We start from the raw sequence: 19632 nt of genomic DNA on the forward strand, positions 1-19632 counted from the left end.
CCGGCTTCCAGGAGACCGTACGAAAAGCACCGAGACTCCGACTCGCGTCGAGAGCGACCCAGCGACGTCACTGATCCGCATCCTGTGGCGGACACCGTTCCTGCGCGCGTCCTGCATCGGCCTGTTCATCTCCGGGATCGGCGTCTCGTCGACGATGCCCCAGATGACGCTCTACCTGACCACCGATCTGCACATCCCGATCCATCTGGCGGGTCTGTACTACCTGGTGAACCTGATGGCGCCGGTGGCGGCGTTCCTGGTCGGATCGCTGTCCGAACGGCTCTCCAACCGACTCTTCCTCTATCGGGCCTGCACGATCATCGGCGCGCTCGGCTGGGTCGCGATGGCCTTTGCCACCCGGGCCTGGATGCCGTTCGTGATCGGCGGGGTGGTGCTGAGCGTCAGCGGCGGAGCCATGGGCCAGCTGTTCGCTGCCACCCGGGACGAGCTCAGCCGGCATCCGACCCCGGCCAACAACCGGGTGATCGCCGGGGTCCGGATGGCGTTCTCGGCCGGCTGGATCATCGGCCCGGTGCTGGGGAGCTGGTTCGGTGCCGCCTTCGGTCTGCGGACGCTGCTGCTCGCCAACGCGGGCTGCCTGCTGGCCCAGCTGATTCCGCTCGGTCTGCGCCGGATCGAACGCTTCACGGTGATCAGCGCTCCCGCTGCGGCATCGGATGATCAAGATCTCTCTCGGTCCGGGTCGCGCGGCCTGGGTCGACGGTCGGCGATCACGCCGCTGTTGATCTATCTCGGCTGCATCGTGCTGGTGATGAACGGCGACACGATGAAGGTCGCATTCCTGCCGCTGTTCATGGCCGACCAGTTGCACACCAGCGACACCCTGCGGGGTGCGGTGATCGCCATGCAACCCTTCGCCGAATTCTTGTTGATGCCGGTGTTCGCGCGGCTCGCCGACAAGATCACACCGATCCGCACCCTGACGGTCGCCGCCTTCCTGGGGGTGTGTGCTCACATCGCGTACGCCACCAGCACCGGGGTCGGGGGACTGTTCCTCGGCCAGATCCTGATGTCCGGGTTGTGGGCCGCCATCGCTGGCCTGGGCATCACGGTCGCCCAGCAACTCCAGCCGCGTCGGATCGGCCTGGCTTCGTCGCTCTACAGCAGTGCGCTGCCACTGGCCGGTGCCGTCGGCGGCGTGATCAGCGCGTTCAGCGTCGGCTGGCTCGGTATCCCGCGGCTGTTCTTCATCCCGGCCTGCCTGACCGCGCTCGGCTTCGTCGGCCTGATCCTCACCAGTCGGCGCTTCCGTCCCGACGACTCGGCGTTCATACGCGAGTGATCAACCCTCGAGCCCGGTGCTGTGGTGCGGAGCGCCGACCGGCTCGGACCCGGGCGGTCCGCTCTGACGCCGGTAGATCGCGATGAAGGTAACCGTGATGATCATGACCGCGCGCATCTTCAGGCCCTCACGCTGCAGGCGTACAGCCGGTCCGTCCTGGGTCTGCCGCCGGCGCCGGTGATCTTCCAGCCAGCACGGAATTCGGCCAGGAACAAAGCGCATCGGTGCAATGTCTCCGGGGCCCGGTCGCAGGGCCGAGCGCTCGTGCCTTGCAGCGAACTGCATGCCTCGTCCTGCCGAAAGGCCCGGCGCGTACGACTCCGGCAGCGGATAATCGCGAACGTGACCGATATCGAGATTCGCGAGCTGGTGATCCCACCGTCCCAGGGTGGACCCGGCTGGGACGAGCTGGTGGCCAGGACGCAGCTCTACAACACTCTCGTGCGGGAAGTCGTCGACAGCCGGATCTACTCGAGACACCGCGGCCACAATCTCGGACCGAAGATCAAGATCAACAACCTTCGGCTGCTGAATGCGGTCGATCACGGTGCGAGCAGAGTCACCACCGGAAACGCCGACGAGAATGCCGCCATGCTGGCGATCAACCGCGCGCTCGGCTTCCGCCCGTTCCTGGTGCACGGCCTGTGGCAGAAGGCGCTGTGGCCTGACCCGCCGGCGTTCAGGAGTGGCCCCGGTGGATCCGGCGCCCGGTGATCTTGGTGATGTGCACCTCGATCGCGAGCTCGCGAGCTCCGCCGGCCCACGGCACCACCTGGTCGACCCAGCCGGGCCGGCCGGATTCCCGGTTCGCGCCGCTGGTGACGCCCTGGACGATGACGCTGACCGCCTCGTTGTGCAGGTCATCGAGGCGGTCGACCTCGAACGCGACGGCTGTGGGACGGACGAGTTCGGCCAGTCTGCCGTCCGGCGCGGTGCGGAATCCGATCACCGGATCGGCGTAGACGTAGGTGATCGGCCGGATGATCTGACCGGATCCGGCCGACCAGGCGATCCGCCCGACCGACTCCGATGCCAGCAAAGCGTGGCAGTCATGAAGATCAAGTTTGCTGAGGTGCCCGGCCTGCCGGGCTGACGTGGTGGCCATGGATCCACGCTAGGCAGTCCGCCGTGAAGGATGACCTTCCAGGAGTCCCGGACATTGCAGGCCTTTCGTCCCGGTCGCAGCCATCCCGATCCGACCAGGATGGGGACAGGAGAAGATCTGGATTCGAGGTCATCATGATGACTGATCACATCCTCCGGGCTCGTCAGAGCCTGTGGGTCCAATCGTTGGACGAGACCGGTTGCTGGATCCGCCTCGCGACCTCAACCGAGGGGCGGCTCGAGGTCCTCACCGGCACCGGCGTGCACCATCTGGTCACGGAGTACCGGCCTTACGTTGCGGGTCAGGCCCGCGGAGTGGTGATCACCGTTCCCGCGTTCAACCAGCTGTTCCAGTACGCCGTCCACCGCTACGTGACGCTCGAGGTGGACGGAGAGGACAACGACGCCGGCCGGTGGGCCGTACTGCTCAGCGGCGTCGGTCACGAGTTGGATCCGGCCGTACCCGACGATCGATTGCCGCTCAATTGGCCGGATGCCCTGGTCCGGCGACAGCTCTATATCCCTGCCATGAAGCTGGCAGGTTCGGTCGCCCACCCCTGCAATTGATATGCCCGCGGTTGATCATGCCCGTCACTGATCTTGAGACGGAGGAGAGGAAATGAACAGAGAGATCGTGGTCGTCGGCGTCGACGAGTCGCCGCAATCGCGGACGGCATTGGAGTGGGCAGCGTCCTATGCACGCCGGACGGGCGCATCGCTGCACGCGGTGGCCGTCCACCCGGTCCGGACGCCGGGCTACCCGTACGCGGTCGGCGTCGCGGGCACGCCGTTAGTCAACCAGGAATCGTGGCGCAAGGAATCGGAAGCAGAGGTCGCGGCGCTGTACTACGCCGTTCGCCCGGAGTCGCATTGGACGCTGACCCAGCTGGCCGGCACTCCCGGTCCGGAGCTGGTCCGGTTGGCACGCGGGGCGGATCTGCTGGTGGTCGGCACCCGGGAACACGTCGGATTCGACCGCTTCCTCGAGGGCTCGGTCAGCCGCTACTGCCTCCATCACGCCGACATCCCGGTGGTCGCCGTGCCGCTGGCCGACGACCGGGTCCCCGTCTCCTGACGACGTGCTACAGCTTGCGCGCTGTGTAGCAGTGCGCCACGCCCTGACTGAAGGCACGGGCGCGTACGTCGGCGAATCCTGCCGTGGCGATGATCCCGACCACCCGGTCCGGCGAGGGGAAGGCGTCAACGGACTCCGGGAGATACCGGTAGGCCTCCGGATTGTGGGAGACCAGCCGGCCGATCATCGGCATGACATGCTCGAAGTAGGCGCGGAACGGGCCCGCGACGACATGCGAGGGATGGCTGAGCTCGAGGATCGCCAGTCGGCCGCCGGGCCGCAGCACCCGGTGGATCTCGGCAACCGCTGCCGCCGGATCCACGACATTGCGCAGCCCGAAGGCCATCGTCACCGCATCCATACTGGTCGAACGGACCGGGGCGTGCAGGGCATCGGCACAGATGAACCGGATGCCGTCCAGGCCCTCCCGATGTGCTTTGTGATAGGCGATTCGCAGCATCTGGGGCGCGAAGTCGACACCGGTGACCGATCGTGCTCCGGCATGGACGAGGCTGAGTGTGACCTCGCCGGTACCGGCGCACAGATCCAGCACGTCCGCACCCTCGATCGGTCCGAGTTCCTTGATCAACTCGGCGCGCCAGTGATCGTCCAGGCCGGCGCTCAGCAGCGAGTCCAGCCCGTCGTAGCGGGCGGCGATGCTGTCGAACATTCCGGAGATCAGGTGCGGCTGGTGTTGCAGCAACAGGCCGAGATCGGCGTTGGCCGGGACGTCGTTGGTCATGGCACCAGCGTCGAGCACCCGCGCCCCCGGCGGTCGGGTCGAAAGTCACCCGACCGGGAGGACCATCGGGTCCCTCGGCGGGCTCAGGATCCTTCGGGGAGCTCATCGCGCCAGCTGTGGCTGGGCGTCCAGCCGAACAGATCGCGCATCTTGCTGCAGTCCAGTGCCGACTGCGGATCCCGGTAGTCGTCGGCGAAGGCGTCGTAGCCGTCGTAGTACTCGGCCATCAGCTGGCGCAGGCCGCGCCGGGCCCTGGTGTCGGCGGCCGCGATCAGGCACACCTCGTGACCGAGGCTGTCGCCCTCGAGTGCGGCCCGATAGGCGGTGCCGACGTCGCGGGCATCGATGTAGCTCCAGAAATTCACCATGTTGCGGCTGGGATCGGCCCACTCCTCGCGGAATCGGTCGTAGTCGTCCGGCGGGATCACGTTGTTGATCCGCAGGCCCACCCAGGAGGTCTGCGGGTGGGCCAGGGCGAGCGAGTCGACGATCACCTCGCTGATGAATTTGCTGAGGGCGTACGCGTTGGGTGACGGCCGCCGCTCGGACTCGTCGAACGGGATCCGGGCCGGCACCACGTCCTCGTGCATCAGCCCGGTCGCCATCTCACTGGAGGCGTACACCACCCGTCGTACGCCGAGGTCGCCCGCGGCCTGCAGCAGGTTGTGGGCGCTGAGGACGTTGTTGTCGAAAACGTCGATCCGTGCCTGTCCCGACGGTGCCGGGTTGGCGGCCAGATGCGCGATCCCCTCCGGACGGAACTGTGCCAGGGCGTCGTACACCTGGCCGGCGTCGGTCAGCTCGACCCGGCAGAAGGTGCCGGGCAGGGCCAGCTCGGGCCGCGGGACGAGGTCGAAGTTGACGACCTCGTGGCCGGCTGCCGCGAGCTCGCGGACCACCCACTGTCCGGCCTTGCCGTTCCCGCCGGTGACTACGATGCGCATGGTTCCCACCTGTTCTGTCTCGATTCGCGTTGGAGTCGAGAGATTGTGTATCTTTGTGCGTCGGCGCGATTCGTAGATAACCGTGCCTGATGCCCCTATAGCTCAGTCGGTAGAGCGTCTCCATGGTAAGGAGAAGGTCTGCGGTTCGATTCCGCATGGGGGCTCGGTGTGATCATGGGTGGTCACGCTAAACCCAAGGCGGGATAGCTCAGACGGTAGAGCAAGCGGCTCATAATCGCTGTGTCACGGGTTCAAGTCCCGTTCCCGCTACAGATCAGCAGAGACGACCCGTTTCACCCGAGACGACAAGTTCACCAAGACGACAAAGAGCACGAGGACTAGGCAATGGCCAAGGCATCCGATATCCGGCCGAAGATCACGCTCGCCTGCACGGAGTGCAAGGAGCGGAACTACCTGACGAAGAAGAACCGGCGTAACGATCCCGACCGGCTCGAGCTCAACAAGTTCTGCCCGCGCTGCCACAAGCACACGGCGCATCGCGAGACCCGCTGACCTCCGGTTCAGTGTCTCCGACCGGTTCCCGCGAGCGGGGACCGGTCGTTTTGCTTGCCCACGGCAGCCGTCACTCCCTCGGTACGGCCTCCGTCGAGCGCCTTCGCGCCGCTGTCGACGCTTCCTGGCCGGCTCCGGTCCGCGCCGCCTATCTCGACCTGAACGAGCCCGATCTGACCGCGGTCGCATGCGCGATCCGAGCGTCGGGCCACCGGCGGGCGACGGTCGTGCCGCTGCTCTTCACCCCCGCTTTCCATGCCCGTACGGATGCCCCGGCCACGGTGGCCGCGGCCCGGTCGGCGTCCGGTGTCGACCTGGTGCTGACCGACATCCTCGGTACGCCCGATGCGCTGATCCCGATCCTGGGCCTGGCGGCCTCCGATGCCCGGATCCCGGTGACCGGGACACTGGTACTGGCCGCGGTCGGCTCGTCGCGGCCGGAGGCCAACGCCGCGGTGGTCGATCTGGCCGACCGGCTGACCGCGGTCCGTCAGGGACCGGTCGAGGTCGGCTTCGCGACCTGCGAGCCCCGCGCGACCGACCTGCTGGCCCGGCCCGGCGTGGCCGGCGTTCTCGCTCTGTTCGTCGGTCATGGACTGCTGCTGGACAAGATCCGCGCAGCTGCGGCCGAGCAGGGTCTCCAGGTGTCGGCGCCGCTGGAGGACCTGCTCGCGCCGCTGGTGGTGGCACGGGCTGCTACGGTCCCCGACGATCATCACTAGCTAGACGATCATCACTAACTAGAGTTCGGTCCATGATTTCCGATGCGCACGCGGGTCGCAGCTATCCGCCGACCGAGCCGTACGAGGTCACCCGGGCCAAGGTCGCCGAATTCGCCGCCGCGCTCGGCGACGACAATCCCGCCTACCGGGGCGATGCCCCGATCGCGCCGCCGACCTTCGCCGCCGTGATCGCCGGACAGGCCTGGGGCGCACTCTGGTCCGATGACGAGCTCGGGCTCGAGCTGCGCCGGATCGTGCACGGCGACCAGCGGATCAGCCACCGCCGGCCGCTGCGGGCCGGCGACCTGGTGACCGCGACGCCGACGATCGACAAGGTCCGCAACCGCGGTGGCGTCGACATCATCAATTCCAGCGTCGTGCTGTCGTCCGTCGACGGCGAAGAGATCTGCACGGCCTCGTCGACCTTCATGCACACCCGCCCGGCCGACCAGCAGGAGCAGCAATGACCGCGATCGCCGCCGAGGTCGGCAGTGAGATCCCCGTCCTCGCCACGATGGTGACCCGCGAGACCCTGGTCCGCTACGCCGGCGCTTCGGGCGACTTCAACCCGATCCACTATTCCGACTTCCACGCAACCGCGCTCGGGCTGCCGGGCGTGATCGGTCATGGGATGCTCACCATGGGCCTGGCATTGCGCGCGGTCACCGACTGGGTCCAGGACCCGGCCCGGGTTCGCGGTGCCTTCGTACGCTTCACCCGCCCGATTCCGGTCCCGGACGATGCGATCGGCGCCGAACTGGTCATCACCGGCACCGTCACCAAGATCGCCGCGGGAATCGCGACCGTTGCGCTGGACGTCCGGCACGGCTCGGAGAAGGTGCTCGGGATGGCCACCGCCGAGGTGGACATCTCGTGACGACCCTGGGGGAGCTGACGACGCTGCGAGTAGGCGGCCCGGCCAAGAAGCTGGTCGCCGCAACCACCGAGGCCGAGATCGTCGAGGCGGTCCGGGAAGCCGACACCGCCGGCGAGCCGTTGTTGATCATCGGTGGTGGATCCAATCTGTTGGTCGGCGATGACGGCTTCGACGGCACCGTGGTCAGGATCGCCACCCGCGGCCTGGACGCCGACGTCAGCACCTGTTCGGGTGCCATGATCACCATCGCCGCAGGCGAGCCCTGGGACGATGTCGTGGCGCACGCGGTGGGCGAGGAGTGGTCCGGGCTGGAGGCACTGTCGGGGATCCCCGGTCTGGTCGGGGCGACCCCGATCCAGAATGTCGGCGCCTACGGCGCAGAGATCAGCCAGACGCTGGCCTCGGTGCGGACCTACGACAGGCAGCTGGGACAACAGAAGACGTTCGCGGTCTCCGACTGCGGATTCGGCTACCGCTGGTCGCGGTTCAAGGCAGAACCGGGACGGTACGTGATCTTGAGTGTCACGCTGCAGACCAGACTGGGCGATCTGTCGGCACCGGTCGGCTACGCCCAGCTGGCGCAGGCCCTCGAGGTGCCGATCGGCACCCGGGTCAAGGCCGCTGCCGTCCGCGAGGCCGTGCTGGAGCTGCGGCGCAGCAAGGGCATGGTGCTGGACGAGCATGATCACGACACCTGGAGCGCGGGCTCGTTCTTCACCAATCCGGTGCTGACCCCCGACGCCGCTGCGCGGCTGCCGGAAGCCGCTCCGCGGTGGTCCCAGGCGGACGGCGGCGTCAAGACCAGTGCCGCCTGGTTGATCGAGCACGCCGGGTTTGAGAAGGGCTACGGCGGGAACTGTGATGGCACGCCGCCGGCCACCCTGTCCGGCAAGCACACGCTGGCGCTGACGAACCGGGGCACTGCCACCGCAGAGGATCTGCTGCGGCTGGCCCGGGAGGTGCGGGCCGGTGTGCTGGACCGGTTCGGCGTCGAGTTGGTCCCCGAGCCGAATCTGGTGAATTGCGCCCTATGACCAAACCGATTGGTGATCATGGATGAACTGCTGAGCGTCTGGGCTCCCCGAGCGCAGCGACTGGCCGCTGTCGCGGACGGGAAGCGCATTGAGTTGATCAAGGATGAGCAGGACTGGTGGCGCCCTGCCGCGGAGCTGCCCGCCGATCTGCTGTCAGCGCTGGGAAGCCGCGAGGTCGATTACGGCTTCCTGGTCGATGATGATCAACAGCCGCTGCCTGATCCGCGCTCGCGTCGTCAGCCCGACGGCGTCCACGGCCTGTCCCGCAGCTTCGACCCGGAGGCGTACGACTGGCATGATCAGCGCTGGACCGGTCGGCAACTGGCCGGGATGGTGATCTATGAGCTGCACGTCGGCACATTCACCGCCGAGGGCACATTGGTCTCCGCGGTCGAGAGGCTTGATCATCTTGTCGATCTCGGTGTCGACGCCGTCGAACTGATGCCCGTGAACGCCTTCAACGGTGATCACGGCTGGGGTTATGACGGCGTCTGCTGGTATGCGGTCCAGGAGAGCTACGGCGGACCGGCGGCCTACCAGGCATTCGTCGACGCCTGCCACCAGCGCGGCATCGCGGTGATCCAGGACGTCGTCTACAACCATCTCGGCCCGAGCGGGAACTACCTGCCGCGGTTCGCGCCGTACCTGTCCGAGGGTCGATCCAACACCTGGGGCGACACCGTCAACCTCGACGGACCCGGCTCGGACGAGGTCCGCGCCTACATCATCGAGAACGCCCTGATGTGGCTGCGGGACTATCACGTCGACGGATTGCGGCTGGACGCCGTGCACGCGTTGAGTGATACCCGCGCCTCGCACATCCTGGAGGATCTCGCGGCCGAGGTGGATGCGCTCAGCGCCCATCTGCGCCGGCCGCTGACCCTGATCGCCGAGTCGGATCTGAACAATCCGCGGCTGATCAGCCCGCGCGAGGCAGGCGGCTACGGGCTGACCGGACAGTGGAGCGACGACTTCCACCACGCGCTGTACGCGGATTTGACCGGCGACACCAGTGGCTATTACGCGGACTTCGTCTCGCCGTCGGCACTGGCCAAGACCATCGAGCGCGGATTCTTCCACGACGGCACCGGCTCGTCCTTCCGCGGGCGTAGCCACGGCCGGCCGCTGGACACCGAGCACGTTCCGACCTGGCGGCTGGTGGTGTTCTCCGACAACCATGATCAGATCGGCAACCGGGCGACGGGGGAGAGGTTGTCGGCCAAGCTCGATCATCGGCAGCAGCAGCTCGCAGCCGTGCTGACCCTGCTCAGCCCGTTCACGCCGATGATCTTCATGGGCGAGGAGTGGGGCGCCTCGACGCCCTGGCAGTTCTTCACCAGCCATCCCGAACCCGAGCTGGGCAAGGCCGTCGCCGAAGGCCGGGCCAGAGAGTTCGCCGCGATGGACTGGGAGACCGACTCGGTGCCTGATCCCCAGGATCCGCGGACCTTCCAGCGCTCCAAACTGGACTGGGCCGAAGTCCGGTCCGGTCCGCACTCCGAGCTGCTGGGGCTCGCCAAGCGGGTGATCAGGCTGCGCAGACAGCTACCCGACATCACCGATCCGCGCTTCTTCGACACGTCGGCACATCCCGACGACGAGAGCCGGACCCTGAGCATCCGTCGCGGCGAGGTGCTGATCATGATCAACTTCTCTGACCGGCCGGCCACGCTGCGCCCGGCCGGCTCACCGGACCCGGCATCGGGAGTGGAGACCCTGCTGACAGTCGGAGACGTCGGCGTGGACGACCTCGCGGTCGAGCTCGGCAGCCACAGCGCGCTGGTCGCCCGTCTCGTCCCTGCTCCGGTTCGCTGACGCCGCGGCAGTTGGTCCGTCTCGCACCCCGGCACCGACCGTCAAACGGGCCGGAGATCTGCCGGCTGCCGGCCCTGAGGGTCGTACAGCCTCCCGCTCTCCAGCCGCTGGGTGAAGTTGCCCAACGCATGATCACGGAGCGCGGTCGAATCCACCAGGTGCGCTGCGGCAGCGACCTGGAGCGACAGTGTGGCGCGGTGGGTCATCGCCCGACGCAGGAGTGTCCGGTCGAACACGGCCTCCAGCGCGCGTACGCCGTGCCAGCTGATCAGCGGCGCGACGTCGATCGCCCGGTCGCCGAGACAGGCATGATCACAATCGATCAGCCCGGTCGGCATGCGGTTCTGCCAGAGGATGTTGTGTGGCCCGAAATCACCATGGCAGAAGGTCTGCGACGCGGGCAGCTCGGCCGCCAGCAGGTCATCGATGGCGCGCAGCGCGCCCTGCCGGGCTTCGGGCGGCAGCAGTGGTACAAGATCATGTTCGACGATCCCGGGCCATTCGTCCCCGCCGCACCATGATCGCGGCGTCGGGAGATCAGCCAGCCGCGACGGGTCGAGCTGCGCGAAGCCGTACAGGATCTGTCGGTAGTCCTCGGTCGGCACCGGATCGGAATCCTCTGTGTCCAGCGGCCTGCCGGGCAGTCGGCTGACCAGGTACGCCGACCACTCGGCGGTCGTGATCGGATCCGCCAGGAGCTTCGGCACCGGCAGCGGGAGGATCGTCGCTGCGAGCGTACGGACGATTCCGACCTCCCGCGTGCACCGCGCATCAAATCCACGCCCGGTCACGACCCGCAACACGACGTCGTCTCCCGGCGGGATCATGACGACGTGGAACGCCCCGTGCAGTACCTCGGCAGCAGGCCAGTCGTGATCCGGCCACTGCTCGGCGGCGATCCCCGTCAGCCCGACGTCGTGCTCCACGCGGCTCAGTTGATCTTGATTTCGCGCTTGAGCACCTTGCCGGTCGGGCCTTTGGGAATCGGGCCGAATTTCACGATCCGCGGGTACTTGTAGGCGGCGATCCGTTCCTTGGTCCATTCGCGGATCTCGTCCTCGGTCGCCTCGACTCCCGGCTTCAAGGTGATCAGCGCCGCGATCTCCTCGCCGTGGATCGGGTGCGGGACGCCCACGACAGCGGCCTCCGCGACCGCAGGATGGGTGAAGAGCAACTCCTCGACCTCCCGCGGATACACGTTGTAGGCGTTGCGGACGATCATGTCTTTGACCCGGTCGACGATGGAGAAGTAGCCGTCCTCGTCCACCCGACCAAGATCACCACTGTGGAACCAGCCGTTCCGCATCGCATCCGCGGTCGCCTGCGGGTTGTTCAGATACCCCTTCATGATGTTCTCGCCACGGATCACGATCTCGCCGATCTCCCCGACCGGCACGTCATTGTCGTCCGGATCGACCACCCTGACCTCGACCCCGCGGATCGCATATCCGATTGAGCCCGCCTTGCTCGGCCGGTCAGGATGGTTGAAGGTCGCGACCGGCGAGGTCTCGGAGAGCCCGTAACCCTCGAGCAACTTGAGACTGAACTCCTTCTCCACCGCGTGCAGCACCTCGACCGGCATCGACGATCCACCGGATGCGGCCAGCCGCAGGCTCGAGGTGTCATAGGTTGCCTTGTCCGGCACCGAGAGCAGGGCCATGTACATGGTCGGCACACCCAGGAAGATCGTCACCTTCTCGCGTTCGATGATCTTCAGCGCCTCGGCCGGATCGAAGCGCGGGAGCAGAGCCAGGCAGGAGCCGCCGTACACGGCGGCGTTCATCGCGCAGCTCTGGCCGAAGGTGTGGAACAGGGGCAGCCCACCGAAGATCACGTCCGTGGGGCCGCCGTGGAACAACGTCTCGATACTGGTGATCACATTCGTGCTGATGTTGCTCTGGGACAGCTCGGCCCCCTTGGGCCGGCCCGTCGTACCGGAGGTGTACAAGATCACCACGGTGTCCTGCGGGTCGCGATGCACCACCTCGCGGACCGGTTCCTGGGCCATCAGCAGCTGATCGAATTCGCCGGGGACGACGGTGATCATGTCGGTGCCGGTGTCCTTGGCCGCCTTGGTCGCCTCCGGGGCGAACATGTCGAGCACCACCGCGGTCTTGATCTCGGAGTCCTGCCAGACGTAACTGATCTCGCCTGCCTTCAACAGCGGATTGGTCGGCACCACGACCGCGCCCAGCCGGACGATCGCGTAGTAGACGATCGGGAAGTAGGCGACATTCGGCATGATCAACGACACTCGGTCCCCGGGACCGACCCCGCGGGCCCGTAGCAGTCCGGCCGCACGAGCGGACGCCTCGTTGTACAACGCGTAGCTGATCGTCAGGTCGCCCTGCTTGATCGCCGGGGCGTCCGGATTCCGAGCCGCCTGGTCGGCGAGCCAGGTCGCGATGTTGGCATTTGGGGCGCCGTCTGTCCTGGCGGTCGCGTCAGCGGCGGTCGCTGTCTGCGCCGGGGTGCTGCTGGGTGCGTCATTGCCTGCCATGGGCGCACTGTAATCCCGTACCGGAGCCAGGGGAGCCGACCACTAGAATTTCAGGCCGGGTCAACCCGCTACCGAGAAGAGGATCCCGTCACCATGAGCCTGGCCGAGCTGTCGCCGGCAGACCTGTCTGCACTGGCCGAAGAACTCACCACCTCCTACGCCGAGCTCAAGGACGCGGGCCTCAAGCTCGATCTGACCCGCGGCAAGCCGTCGGCCGAACAGCTCGACCTGTCCAACGAACTGCTCAGCCTGCCCGGCGCGGACCGGACCACCGACGGCTCCGGGACCGATATTCGCAACTACGGCGGTCTCGAGGGGCTGCCGGAGATCCGGCAGATCTTCGCCGACCTGCTGGGCATTCCTGTCGCGCAGCTGATCGCCGCCGACAACTCAAGCCTTTCGGTGATGCACGACAGCCTCGCCTTCGCGCTGTTGCACGGGCGTGCCGGAGGTACGCCCTGGGCCACCCGGCCCCACAAGATCCTCTGCCCGACCCCGGGTTACGACCGGCACTTCCAGCTGGCCGAGGATCTCGGGTTCGAGCTGATCAGCGTCGACCTGTCCGCGGACGGCCCCGACCTGGAGACGATCAAGCGGCTGGTCGCCGAGGACGAGGCGATCAAGGCGATCTGGGTGGTGCCGACCTACGCCAACCCGAATGGCGCCGTCTACAGCGAGGCCGTGACGCGAGAACTGGTCTCGATGCCGACTGCGGCGGACGACTTCACGGTCCTGTGGGACAACGCGTACGCGGTCCATCACCTGACCGACGATGAGCTCGCACCGGTCGACGTGCTCGGGCTGGCAGCCGAGGCCGGAAACCCGGACCGGGTCTTCGTCTACGCCTCCACTTCCAAGATCACCTTCGCCGGTGCCGGAGTCTCCTTCTTCGGCGGCTCACCCGCGACCGTCGCCTGGTATCTGAAGCACCTGTCCAAACGGACCATCGGCCCGGACAAGACCAACCACCTACGGCATGCGCTCTACTTGAAGGATGCCGACGGCGTACGGGCCCTGATGCGCAGGCACCGAGCGATCATCGCCCCGAAATTCGACGCCGTGGAAAGGATCCTGGGCGATCGGCTCGGATCGTACGGCGTGGCCACCTGGACCCAGCCGCACGGCGGCTACTTCGTCACCCTGGACGTCGTCGAGAACACCGCGACCGAGGTGGTCCGGCTGGCCAAGGAGGCCGGGATCGCGCTCACCCCGGCCGGCTCGTCCCATCCGTACGGCAAGGATCCGCAGGATCGCACCATCCGGATCGCGCCCACCTTCCCGCCGCTGGACCAGGTGACCGCCGCGATCGACGGGGTGGCCACCTGCGTGCTGCTCGCCGCGGTCACCAAGCTGCTGCGGGGATGAATCCCGCTCGATCCGGCAACGGAATCGGTAAGCTCACCCGTTTGTGGCTCCCTGGTGGAAACGATCGTCCCAGCGCGGATGGGGCGACGATTCCGCTGGCTGCTGGCCTCATCCTGGACCAGCAACATCGGCGACGGAATCGCGGTGGCCGCCGGTCCGCTGCTGGTGGCCTCGCAGACCCACTCCGCCTTCCTGGTCGCGATGGCGGCCCTGGTCCAGAAACTGCCGTGGTTGTTCTTCGGTCTGTGGGCCGGCGCACTCGCCGACCGGCTGGACCGGCGCAAGGTGGTGATGATCGCCGACACCCTGCGATCGCTGGTGGTCGCCGCTCTGTGCGTGACGATCTTCACCGGCAAGGTCAGCATCACCGTGGTCCTGGTGGTGATGCTGCTCTACGGGGTGGCCGAGGTCTTCGCCGACACGACGACCTCGACCCTGTTGCCGATGCTGGTGCCCAGGGACGATCTCGGCACCGGCAACCAGCGACTGCAGGCCGGGTTCCTGACCTGCAACCAGTTGGTCGGCCCGCCGGTCGGCGCCTTCCTGTTCGCGGTCGGCGCTGCCTGGCCGTTCGTGGTCCAGGTCGTCTGCGTACTGCTGTCGGTGCTGCTGGTCGCGCGGATCGCCGCCTCCGGATCGGAGACGGAGTTGGTATCCGGGCTGGCGTCCGGCAGCGAGGACGGGCAGCGGACCCATGTACTGCGCGATATCGGCGAGGGACTTCGCTGGGTGTGGGCCAATGCCGCCGTACGGACGTTGGCGCTGGTCATCCTGGCCTTCAACATCACCTGGGCGGCGGCCTGGTCGGTGCTGGTGCTGTGGTCGAAGAACCGGCTGGGCATGAGTTCGGTCGGTTTCGGCCTGCTCACCACCGGCTCGGCCGTCGGCGGCATCATCGGCACGCTGCTCTACGGCCGGCTCGAGCTGCGCTTCTCGTTGGCGACCCTGATGCGGGCCTGCCTGCTGCTGGAGGTGCTCACCCACGCTGCCTTCGCGCTGACCACGGCCGGCTGGCTGGCGATCGCCATCATGGTCGAGTTCGGGGCGTACGCCTTCGTCTGGGGCACGGTGTCCAACACCGTCCGGCAGCGGGCGGTACCGCGCCGGTTCCAGGGCCGGGTCAGCGCGGTCTACATGATGAGCGTCTACGCCGGGATCATCGCCGGTCAGGCGCTGGGTGGGATGATCGCCGAGAAGTGGGGGGTCGTCGCCCCGTTCTGGTTCGCCTTCGCCGGCGCCGGCATCACTCTCGCGCTGGTCTGGCGACAGCTATCGAGCATCGCCCATGCTGAATCGGACGACTGAACGGCCGAATCCGACGGCTGATCGCGATTGCCGTGACAGGTCAGCCGAGGGTCACCCTCGGGTCGAAGACCCGATAGAGCAGATCCACGATGATGTTCATGCACAGCACCATCAGCGACAGCAGATAGATCGAGGTCATCGACAGCGGGACGTTCTTGGTCGGGAAGGCGGTGCTCATCAGGCTGCCGATGCCCGGGATCGAGAAGATCTGCTCGACCCAGACCGCACTGACCACGGTGAAGGCGAAGGTCGGCCCGACCACGGTCGTCAACGCGGTCAGGGAGTTGCGCAACGCGTGGCGCATGACCAGCGGCTCACGCCGGATGCCCTTGGCCTCGGCCGTCCGGATGTAATCCTTCCGGAGGGTTTCGATCATCGAGCTGCGCATATAGCGGGTGATGATCCCGACGTTGCCGGCCGACAGGGCGATGATCGGCAACACTGCCTCGCCGACGGTGCCCCATCCGTTGATCGGAAGAATGCCCGGGGCCCAGACCCCGAAGATCAGGATCAGGATCACGCCGAGGGTATAGGCGGGGATCGCCTGCCCCGCCAGTGACAGGGTCGTCAGCGCTCCGTCAATCCAGGTGTTGCGCTTGAGCGCAGCCAGCGCACCCAGGGGGATGCCGACCAGAAGGGCCAAAGTCATCGATCCGATGGTCAGGATGGCGCTGATCGGGAACGCTCTGGCCAACTGATGCCGGATCGACATCGCCGGATTCCCGTACGAGGGACCGAAGTCCAGCGTCACCGTCTGCCACACGGACCGCAGGACCTGCACGGACAGCGGCTGGTCCCCTCCGGGCCGCGCGCCGGGCGCGGCATAGATCAGCAGGTACGCCACGGCCACCATCACTGCAGCGGTGACGGCCACAGCGACGATGCGCTTGGCCAGGAACCTGGCGAGGCCCACGATGGCCACCAATCCTTCCGGAACCCGCTGACTGGCCGTTGGCCCGTCATCGCGCCAGGGTAGTCGTGCGGGACCCGGGCGGACGACCTCGGGCGAGTAGAATCCGATCCCATACCTGGGGAGCCTGTGAACCGTCGAGTTCGCATCTGGGAGCCCGGTTGCGTACACTCTTCATCTTGGTGGTTGCACCATGGTCGGTCGCGCCCTTGAACGGGCTCGGTCGGGCGTGGACATCCGCCGTAGGGCATTAGCTCAATTGGTAGAGCATCGGTCTCCAAAACCGAAGGTTGTGGGTTCGAGTCCCTCATGCCCTGCGAAGCAGAGGTCCGCCCTCCGAGTCAGGCGAGCGCGTGGGCACCGACCGAGTGAGGAATCAGGACGTGGCAGAAGAGAAGGACACGGATCCGGCGCCCGACAAGGGCCTGTCCGAGTCGGACTCCGGCACCCCTGAAAACGACGAGTTGGCCGAGCTGGACGCGTTGGACGACCGCGAGGACGAGTTCGACGGGTCCGACGTCGATGACGAAGGCGACGACCAAAACGAGGACGGCGACGAGGACGAGGACGGCGACGAGGACGAGGACGGCGATCGCGAACTGGTGGCGGTCGGCGCCGCAGCCAAGTCCCGCTCGGCCGGCGACACCGAGACGGCGACGTCCGGGACCGGGGGCGGTCGCAAAGGTCGCGCCACTCCCAAACAGCGCGCTCGCAAGGAATCGACCGGCCGCGGCGGACCGATCAGCTTCATCCAGGGGTCGGTCTCGGAGCTGAAGAAGGTCGTCTATCCGACCTGGCCGCAGTTGCTGAACTACTTCGTGGTGGTGCTGGTCTTCGTGCTGATCATCATCGCGATCGTGGCCGGCCTCGACTACGGCATCGGATGGGTGATGCTGAGGGTGTTCAGCTGATGACCGAGCAAAGCGCAGGCAACGACCGCGAGTACGAATCGAACGACGGAGAGAACGACGTGTCAGAGAACTTTCCCACGAACTCCGAGCCCGAGGGTCTCCAGCCCGAAGGCAGCGAGTCGCTGGAAAGCCCCCAGACCGACGACGGCCAGCAGGTCGAGCGGCAGGATGGTGACCAGAGCACCGAGCAGGAGCAGGAGTTCGAGGTCGATCTCGGCTCCGACAGCTTCGGCTCGGACAGTTCTGATGTCGACATCAACCTCGACTTCGGCGGCGACTCCTTCTCCGACACCGACTCCGACATCAACCTCGACTTCCGCACCGAGGAGGACGAGGCCGCTGAGGCGGAGGAGGACGAGGCAGCCGAGGACGCCGACGCCGCCGAAGAGGCAGCGCTCGAGGCCTTCCGGTCCGAACTGCGCGCCAAGATCGGCGAGTGGTACGTCGTGCACACCTATTCGGGCATGGAGAACCGCGTCAAGCAGAATCTGGAGAACCGGGTCACCTCGCTCAACATGGAGGACTACATCCACGAGATCGTGGTCCCCACCGAAGAGGTCACCGAGATCCGTAACGGCCAGCGCAAGACTCTCAAGCGGACCACGCTGCCCGGGTACGTGCTGGTCCGGATGGACCTGACCGACGAGTCCTGGTCGACCGTGCGGCACACGCCGTCGGTCACCGGCTTCGTCGGGCACTCCAACAATCCGGTTCCGTTGGGCCTGGACGAGGTCGAGAAGATGCTGGCCCCGGCCGTGGTCGCCGCAGCGACCGCGAACAAGGAGACCCCGACCCGCAAGAAGAAGAAGGTCGAGGTCGCTGACTTCACCCCGGGCGATTCCGTCATGGTCATCGACGGCCCGTTCGCCGGGGTGCACGCCACGATCACCGAGATCAACGCCAATGCCCAGCGCATCAAGGCGCTGGTCGAGATCCTCGGCCGGGAGACCCCGGTCGACCTGACCTTCGCCCAGATCCAGAAGGTCTGACTGTCCTGACCAAGGACCCAGGAATTTCCGGTACGGCAATGGCGCTGTACCGGATTGCAAGAAAGCCTGCCGGACCATCCCGGTCCGCAGGAGACAACAGTAGGTAAGGACCCTAAGTTATGCCCGCCAAGAAGAAGGTTGCGGCGCTGGTCAAGGTGGCCCTGCAAGCGGGCGCCGCGACTCCCGCGCCACCGGTCGGTACCGCCCTCGGTCCGCACGGCGTCAACATCATGGAATTCTGCAAGGCGTACAACGCCGCGACGGAATCCCAGCGTGGCAACGTGATTCCGGTCGAGATCACCATCTACGAAGACCGCAGCTTCACGTTCGTCACCAAGACCCCGCCGGCCGCGGAACTGATCAAGAAGGCCGCCGGTGTGTCCAAGGGTGCCGGCAACCCGTTGACCACCAAGGTCGGCAAGATCACCGCCGCCCAGGTCCGCGAGATCGCCACGACCAAGCTCCCCGATCTGAACGCCAACGATGTTGAAGGCGCCATGAAGATCGTCGAGGGCACCGCCCGTTCGATGGGTGTCACCGTCGAGAAGTGATCTCTCGTACGAGGGATTGCTCACCCTGGGAGGGCCGGCGCGGCCCGCACCAGAACTAGTTGAGAGGTAACTAGCCATGAAGCGCAGCAAGAACTACAACGCAGCCGCGGAGAAGATCAACCCGGAGGAGCTCCACAACCCGGTTGAAGCCCTGACCAAGGCCAAGGAAGGCAGCTCGGCCAAATTCGACGAAACCGTCGATGTGGCCATGCGGCTGGGTGTCGACCCGCGGAAGGCGGACCAGATGGTCCGCGGCACCGTGAATCTCCCCAACGGAACCGGCAAGACGGCAAGGGTCCTCGTCTTCGCCACCGGGGATCGGGCCGCCCAGGCCGAAGCAGCGGGCGCCGACGAGGTCGGCTCCGACGAGCTGATCGACAAGGTGGCCGGCGGCTACCTGGACTTCGACGCGGTCGTCGCCACCCCGGATCTGATGGGCAAGGTCGGCAGGCTCGGCCGCGTGCTCGGTCCGCGTGGTCTGATGCCGAACCCGAAGACCGGCACTGTCACCATGGATGTGGCCAAGGCCGTGTCCGACATCAAGGGCGGCAAGATCGAGTTCCGGGTCGACCGGCACTCGAATCTGCACTTCATCATCGGCAAGGCGTCGTTCAGCACGGAGCAGTTGACGCAGAACTACTTCGCCGCTCTCGATGAGGTACTGCGGCTCAAGCCGAGCAGCTCCAAGGGCAAGTACCTGAAGAAGGTGACCGTGTCCACGACGATGGGCCCGGGCATCCAGGTCGACCCGAGCGACACGAAGCTCCCCGCCTGACCGGGTGACGGGCGCCTGCCCGTCAGCCACCCGCGCACCACCTCCTGCGAGCCGCACCGTGCACATACGGTGCGGCTCGCAGCATCTGGTGCGGCTGTTGGGCGAAGGTCGCACCAAACCCGCCGAGGGGTCACATAATCCTCAATCTGTGCGGCGTGTCGTGGAGACCGGTTGACCCGGATCCGCGACATGCCGCA

General features: G+C 66.7%; 23 protein-coding genes and 3 tRNA genes. 19 read left to right on the plus strand and 7 right to left on the minus strand.

Annotation, left to right across the window (positions count from 1 at the left end):
* Positions 1-121 precede the first annotated feature (121 nt).
* On the plus strand, positions 122-1303 hold the full coding sequence (locus tag IEY07_RS19350) for an MFS transporter (protein WP_268239248.1): 1182 nt from the start codon (positions 122-124) through the stop codon (positions 1301-1303).
* Here the strand turns inward: IEY07_RS19350 and IEY07_RS19355 are convergent, their stop codons facing one another.
* Positions 1304-1525, minus strand: coding sequence for a hypothetical protein (locus IEY07_RS19355; RefSeq protein WP_188897051.1), 222 nt, complete (start codon positions 1523-1525; stop codon positions 1304-1306). It abuts the gene before it with no gap.
* Between the two features lie 120 nt (positions 1526-1645).
* Between IEY07_RS19355 and IEY07_RS19360 the strand changes: the two genes are divergently transcribed.
* Complete coding sequence (locus IEY07_RS19360) at positions 1646-2017, plus strand: hypothetical protein (RefSeq protein ID WP_188897052.1); 372 nt, start codon at positions 1646-1648, stop codon at positions 2015-2017.
* Here the strand turns inward: IEY07_RS19360 and IEY07_RS19365 are convergent.
* A complete protein-coding gene (locus IEY07_RS19365) occupies positions 1983-2408 on the minus strand; it encodes a pyridoxamine 5'-phosphate oxidase family protein (protein ID WP_188897053.1) in 426 nt (141 codons plus the stop codon). The genes IEY07_RS19360 and IEY07_RS19365 overlap by 35 nt on opposite strands.
* Positions 2409-2545: 137 nt before the next feature.
* Between IEY07_RS19365 and IEY07_RS19370 the strand changes: the two genes are divergently transcribed.
* Both IEY07_RS19370 and IEY07_RS19375 read left to right on the plus strand, forming a co-directional pair.
* Positions 2546-2974 (plus strand): hypothetical protein, encoded by a 429-nt coding sequence (locus IEY07_RS19370; protein WP_188897054.1) that lies wholly within the window; start codon positions 2546-2548, stop codon positions 2972-2974.
* Between the two features lie 52 nt (positions 2975-3026).
* Complete coding sequence (locus tag IEY07_RS19375; RefSeq protein ID WP_188897055.1) at positions 3027-3482, plus strand: universal stress protein; 456 nt, start codon at positions 3027-3029, stop codon at positions 3480-3482.
* A gap of 7 nt (positions 3483-3489) precedes the next feature.
* On the opposite strand, the gene ubiE is transcribed toward IEY07_RS19375, so the two are convergent.
* Complete coding sequence (ubiE, locus tag IEY07_RS19380) at positions 3490-4224, minus strand: bifunctional demethylmenaquinone methyltransferase/2-methoxy-6-polyprenyl-1,4-benzoquinol methylase UbiE (RefSeq protein ID WP_188897056.1); 735 nt, start codon at positions 4222-4224, stop codon at positions 3490-3492.
* Positions 4225-4307: 83 nt separating this feature from the next.
* A complete protein-coding gene (locus IEY07_RS19385; protein ID WP_188897057.1) occupies positions 4308-5168 on the minus strand; it encodes an NAD-dependent epimerase/dehydratase family protein in 861 nt (286 codons plus the stop codon).
* A 91-nt stretch (positions 5169-5259) separates the two neighbouring features.
* Here IEY07_RS19385 and IEY07_RS19390 point away from each other — a divergent pair.
* The 8 genes from IEY07_RS19390 to treZ all read left to right on the plus strand — a co-directional run bounded on the left by IEY07_RS19390 (position 5260) and on the right by treZ (position 10129).
* A tRNA-Thr gene (locus tag IEY07_RS19390) sits at positions 5260-5332 on the plus strand.
* Between the two features lie 33 nt (positions 5333-5365).
* Positions 5366-5438, plus strand: a tRNA-Met gene (locus IEY07_RS19395).
* A gap of 75 nt (positions 5439-5513) precedes the next feature.
* Complete coding sequence (gene rpmG, locus IEY07_RS19400) at positions 5514-5681, plus strand: 50S ribosomal protein L33 (protein WP_188897058.1); 168 nt, start codon at positions 5514-5516, stop codon at positions 5679-5681.
* An 11-nt stretch (positions 5682-5692) separates the two neighbouring features.
* Positions 5693-6403 carry a sirohydrochlorin chelatase gene (locus IEY07_RS19405; RefSeq protein WP_188897059.1) on the plus strand — a complete coding sequence of 237 codons (711 nt, stop codon included), beginning with the start codon at positions 5693-5695 and terminating at the stop codon, positions 6401-6403.
* 32 nt (positions 6404-6435) lie between these two features.
* Positions 6436-6870, plus strand: coding sequence for an FAS1-like dehydratase domain-containing protein (locus tag IEY07_RS19410; protein WP_188897060.1), 435 nt, complete (start codon positions 6436-6438; stop codon positions 6868-6870).
* The gene (locus tag IEY07_RS19415; RefSeq protein WP_188897061.1) at positions 6867-7280 is read left to right on the plus strand and encodes a MaoC/PaaZ C-terminal domain-containing protein; all 414 of its coding nucleotides are present in this window, start codon (positions 6867-6869) and stop codon (positions 7278-7280) included. Before IEY07_RS19410 ends, IEY07_RS19415 begins: the two co-directional genes overlap by 4 nt.
* Positions 7277-8314: a UDP-N-acetylmuramate dehydrogenase gene (locus tag IEY07_RS19420; protein ID WP_188897062.1), complete on the plus strand. Its 1038-nt coding sequence runs from the start codon at positions 7277-7279 to the stop codon at positions 8312-8314. The genes IEY07_RS19415 and IEY07_RS19420 overlap by 4 nt, the downstream gene beginning before the upstream one ends.
* An 18-nt stretch (positions 8315-8332) precedes the next feature.
* Positions 8333-10129, plus strand: a complete 1797-nt coding sequence (treZ, locus tag IEY07_RS19425) for a malto-oligosyltrehalose trehalohydrolase (RefSeq protein ID WP_188897063.1) — start codon at positions 8333-8335, stop codon at positions 10127-10129.
* A 41-nt stretch (positions 10130-10170) separates the two neighbouring features.
* Here the strand turns inward: treZ and IEY07_RS19430 are convergent, their stop codons facing one another.
* Positions 10171-11055 carry an aminoglycoside phosphotransferase family protein gene (locus IEY07_RS19430; RefSeq protein ID WP_188897064.1) on the minus strand — a complete coding sequence of 295 codons (885 nt, stop codon included), beginning with the start codon at positions 11053-11055 and terminating at the stop codon, positions 10171-10173.
* Between the two features lie 5 nt (positions 11056-11060).
* Positions 11061-12629: a long-chain-fatty-acid--CoA ligase gene (locus tag IEY07_RS19435; protein WP_188897065.1), complete on the minus strand. Its 1569-nt coding sequence runs from the start codon at positions 12627-12629 to the stop codon at positions 11061-11063.
* Between the two features lie 93 nt (positions 12630-12722).
* Here IEY07_RS19435 and IEY07_RS19440 point away from each other — a divergent pair, with 93 nt between their 5' ends.
* Together IEY07_RS19440 and IEY07_RS19445 are read left to right on the plus strand one after the other, a co-directional pair.
* Entirely contained in the window at positions 12723-13994 is a 1272-nt protein-coding gene (locus IEY07_RS19440) for an aspartate aminotransferase type Ic (RefSeq protein ID WP_188897066.1), read from the plus strand.
* Between the two features lie 54 nt (positions 13995-14048).
* Complete coding sequence (locus IEY07_RS19445; RefSeq protein ID WP_229670368.1) at positions 14049-15299, plus strand: MFS transporter; 1251 nt, start codon at positions 14049-14051, stop codon at positions 15297-15299.
* Positions 15300-15339: 40 nt separating this feature from the next.
* Here IEY07_RS19445 and IEY07_RS19450 read toward each other — a convergent pair whose 3' ends face one another.
* Entirely contained in the window at positions 15340-16221 is an 882-nt protein-coding gene (locus IEY07_RS19450; protein WP_229670370.1) for an ABC transporter permease, read from the minus strand.
* Between the two features lie 232 nt (positions 16222-16453).
* Here IEY07_RS19450 and IEY07_RS19455 point away from each other — a divergent pair.
* From IEY07_RS19455 to rplA, 5 genes are all read left to right on the plus strand, one after another.
* Positions 16454-16526, plus strand: a tRNA-Trp gene (locus tag IEY07_RS19455).
* 66 nt (positions 16527-16592) lie between these two features.
* A complete protein-coding gene (gene secE, locus IEY07_RS24335) occupies positions 16593-17120 on the plus strand; it encodes a preprotein translocase subunit SecE (protein ID WP_229670372.1) in 528 nt (175 codons plus the stop codon).
* Complete coding sequence (gene nusG / locus IEY07_RS19465; protein WP_188897067.1) at positions 17120-18109, plus strand: transcription termination/antitermination protein NusG; 990 nt, start codon at positions 17120-17122, stop codon at positions 18107-18109. The genes secE and nusG overlap by 1 nt, the downstream gene beginning before the upstream one ends.
* Before the next feature lie 119 nt (positions 18110-18228).
* Complete coding sequence (gene rplK / locus IEY07_RS19470) at positions 18229-18660, plus strand: 50S ribosomal protein L11 (RefSeq protein ID WP_188897068.1); 432 nt, start codon at positions 18229-18231, stop codon at positions 18658-18660.
* Positions 18661-18736: 76 nt separating this feature from the next.
* Positions 18737-19435: a 50S ribosomal protein L1 gene (gene rplA, locus IEY07_RS19475; protein WP_188897069.1), complete on the plus strand. Its 699-nt coding sequence runs from the start codon at positions 18737-18739 to the stop codon at positions 19433-19435.
* Positions 19436-19632: the final 197 nt, after the last annotated feature.

The sequence above is a fragment of the Microlunatus endophyticus genome (assembly GCF_014646195.1).
Taxonomy (GTDB): Bacteria; Actinomycetota; Actinomycetes; order Propionibacteriales; family Propionibacteriaceae; genus Microlunatus; species Microlunatus endophyticus.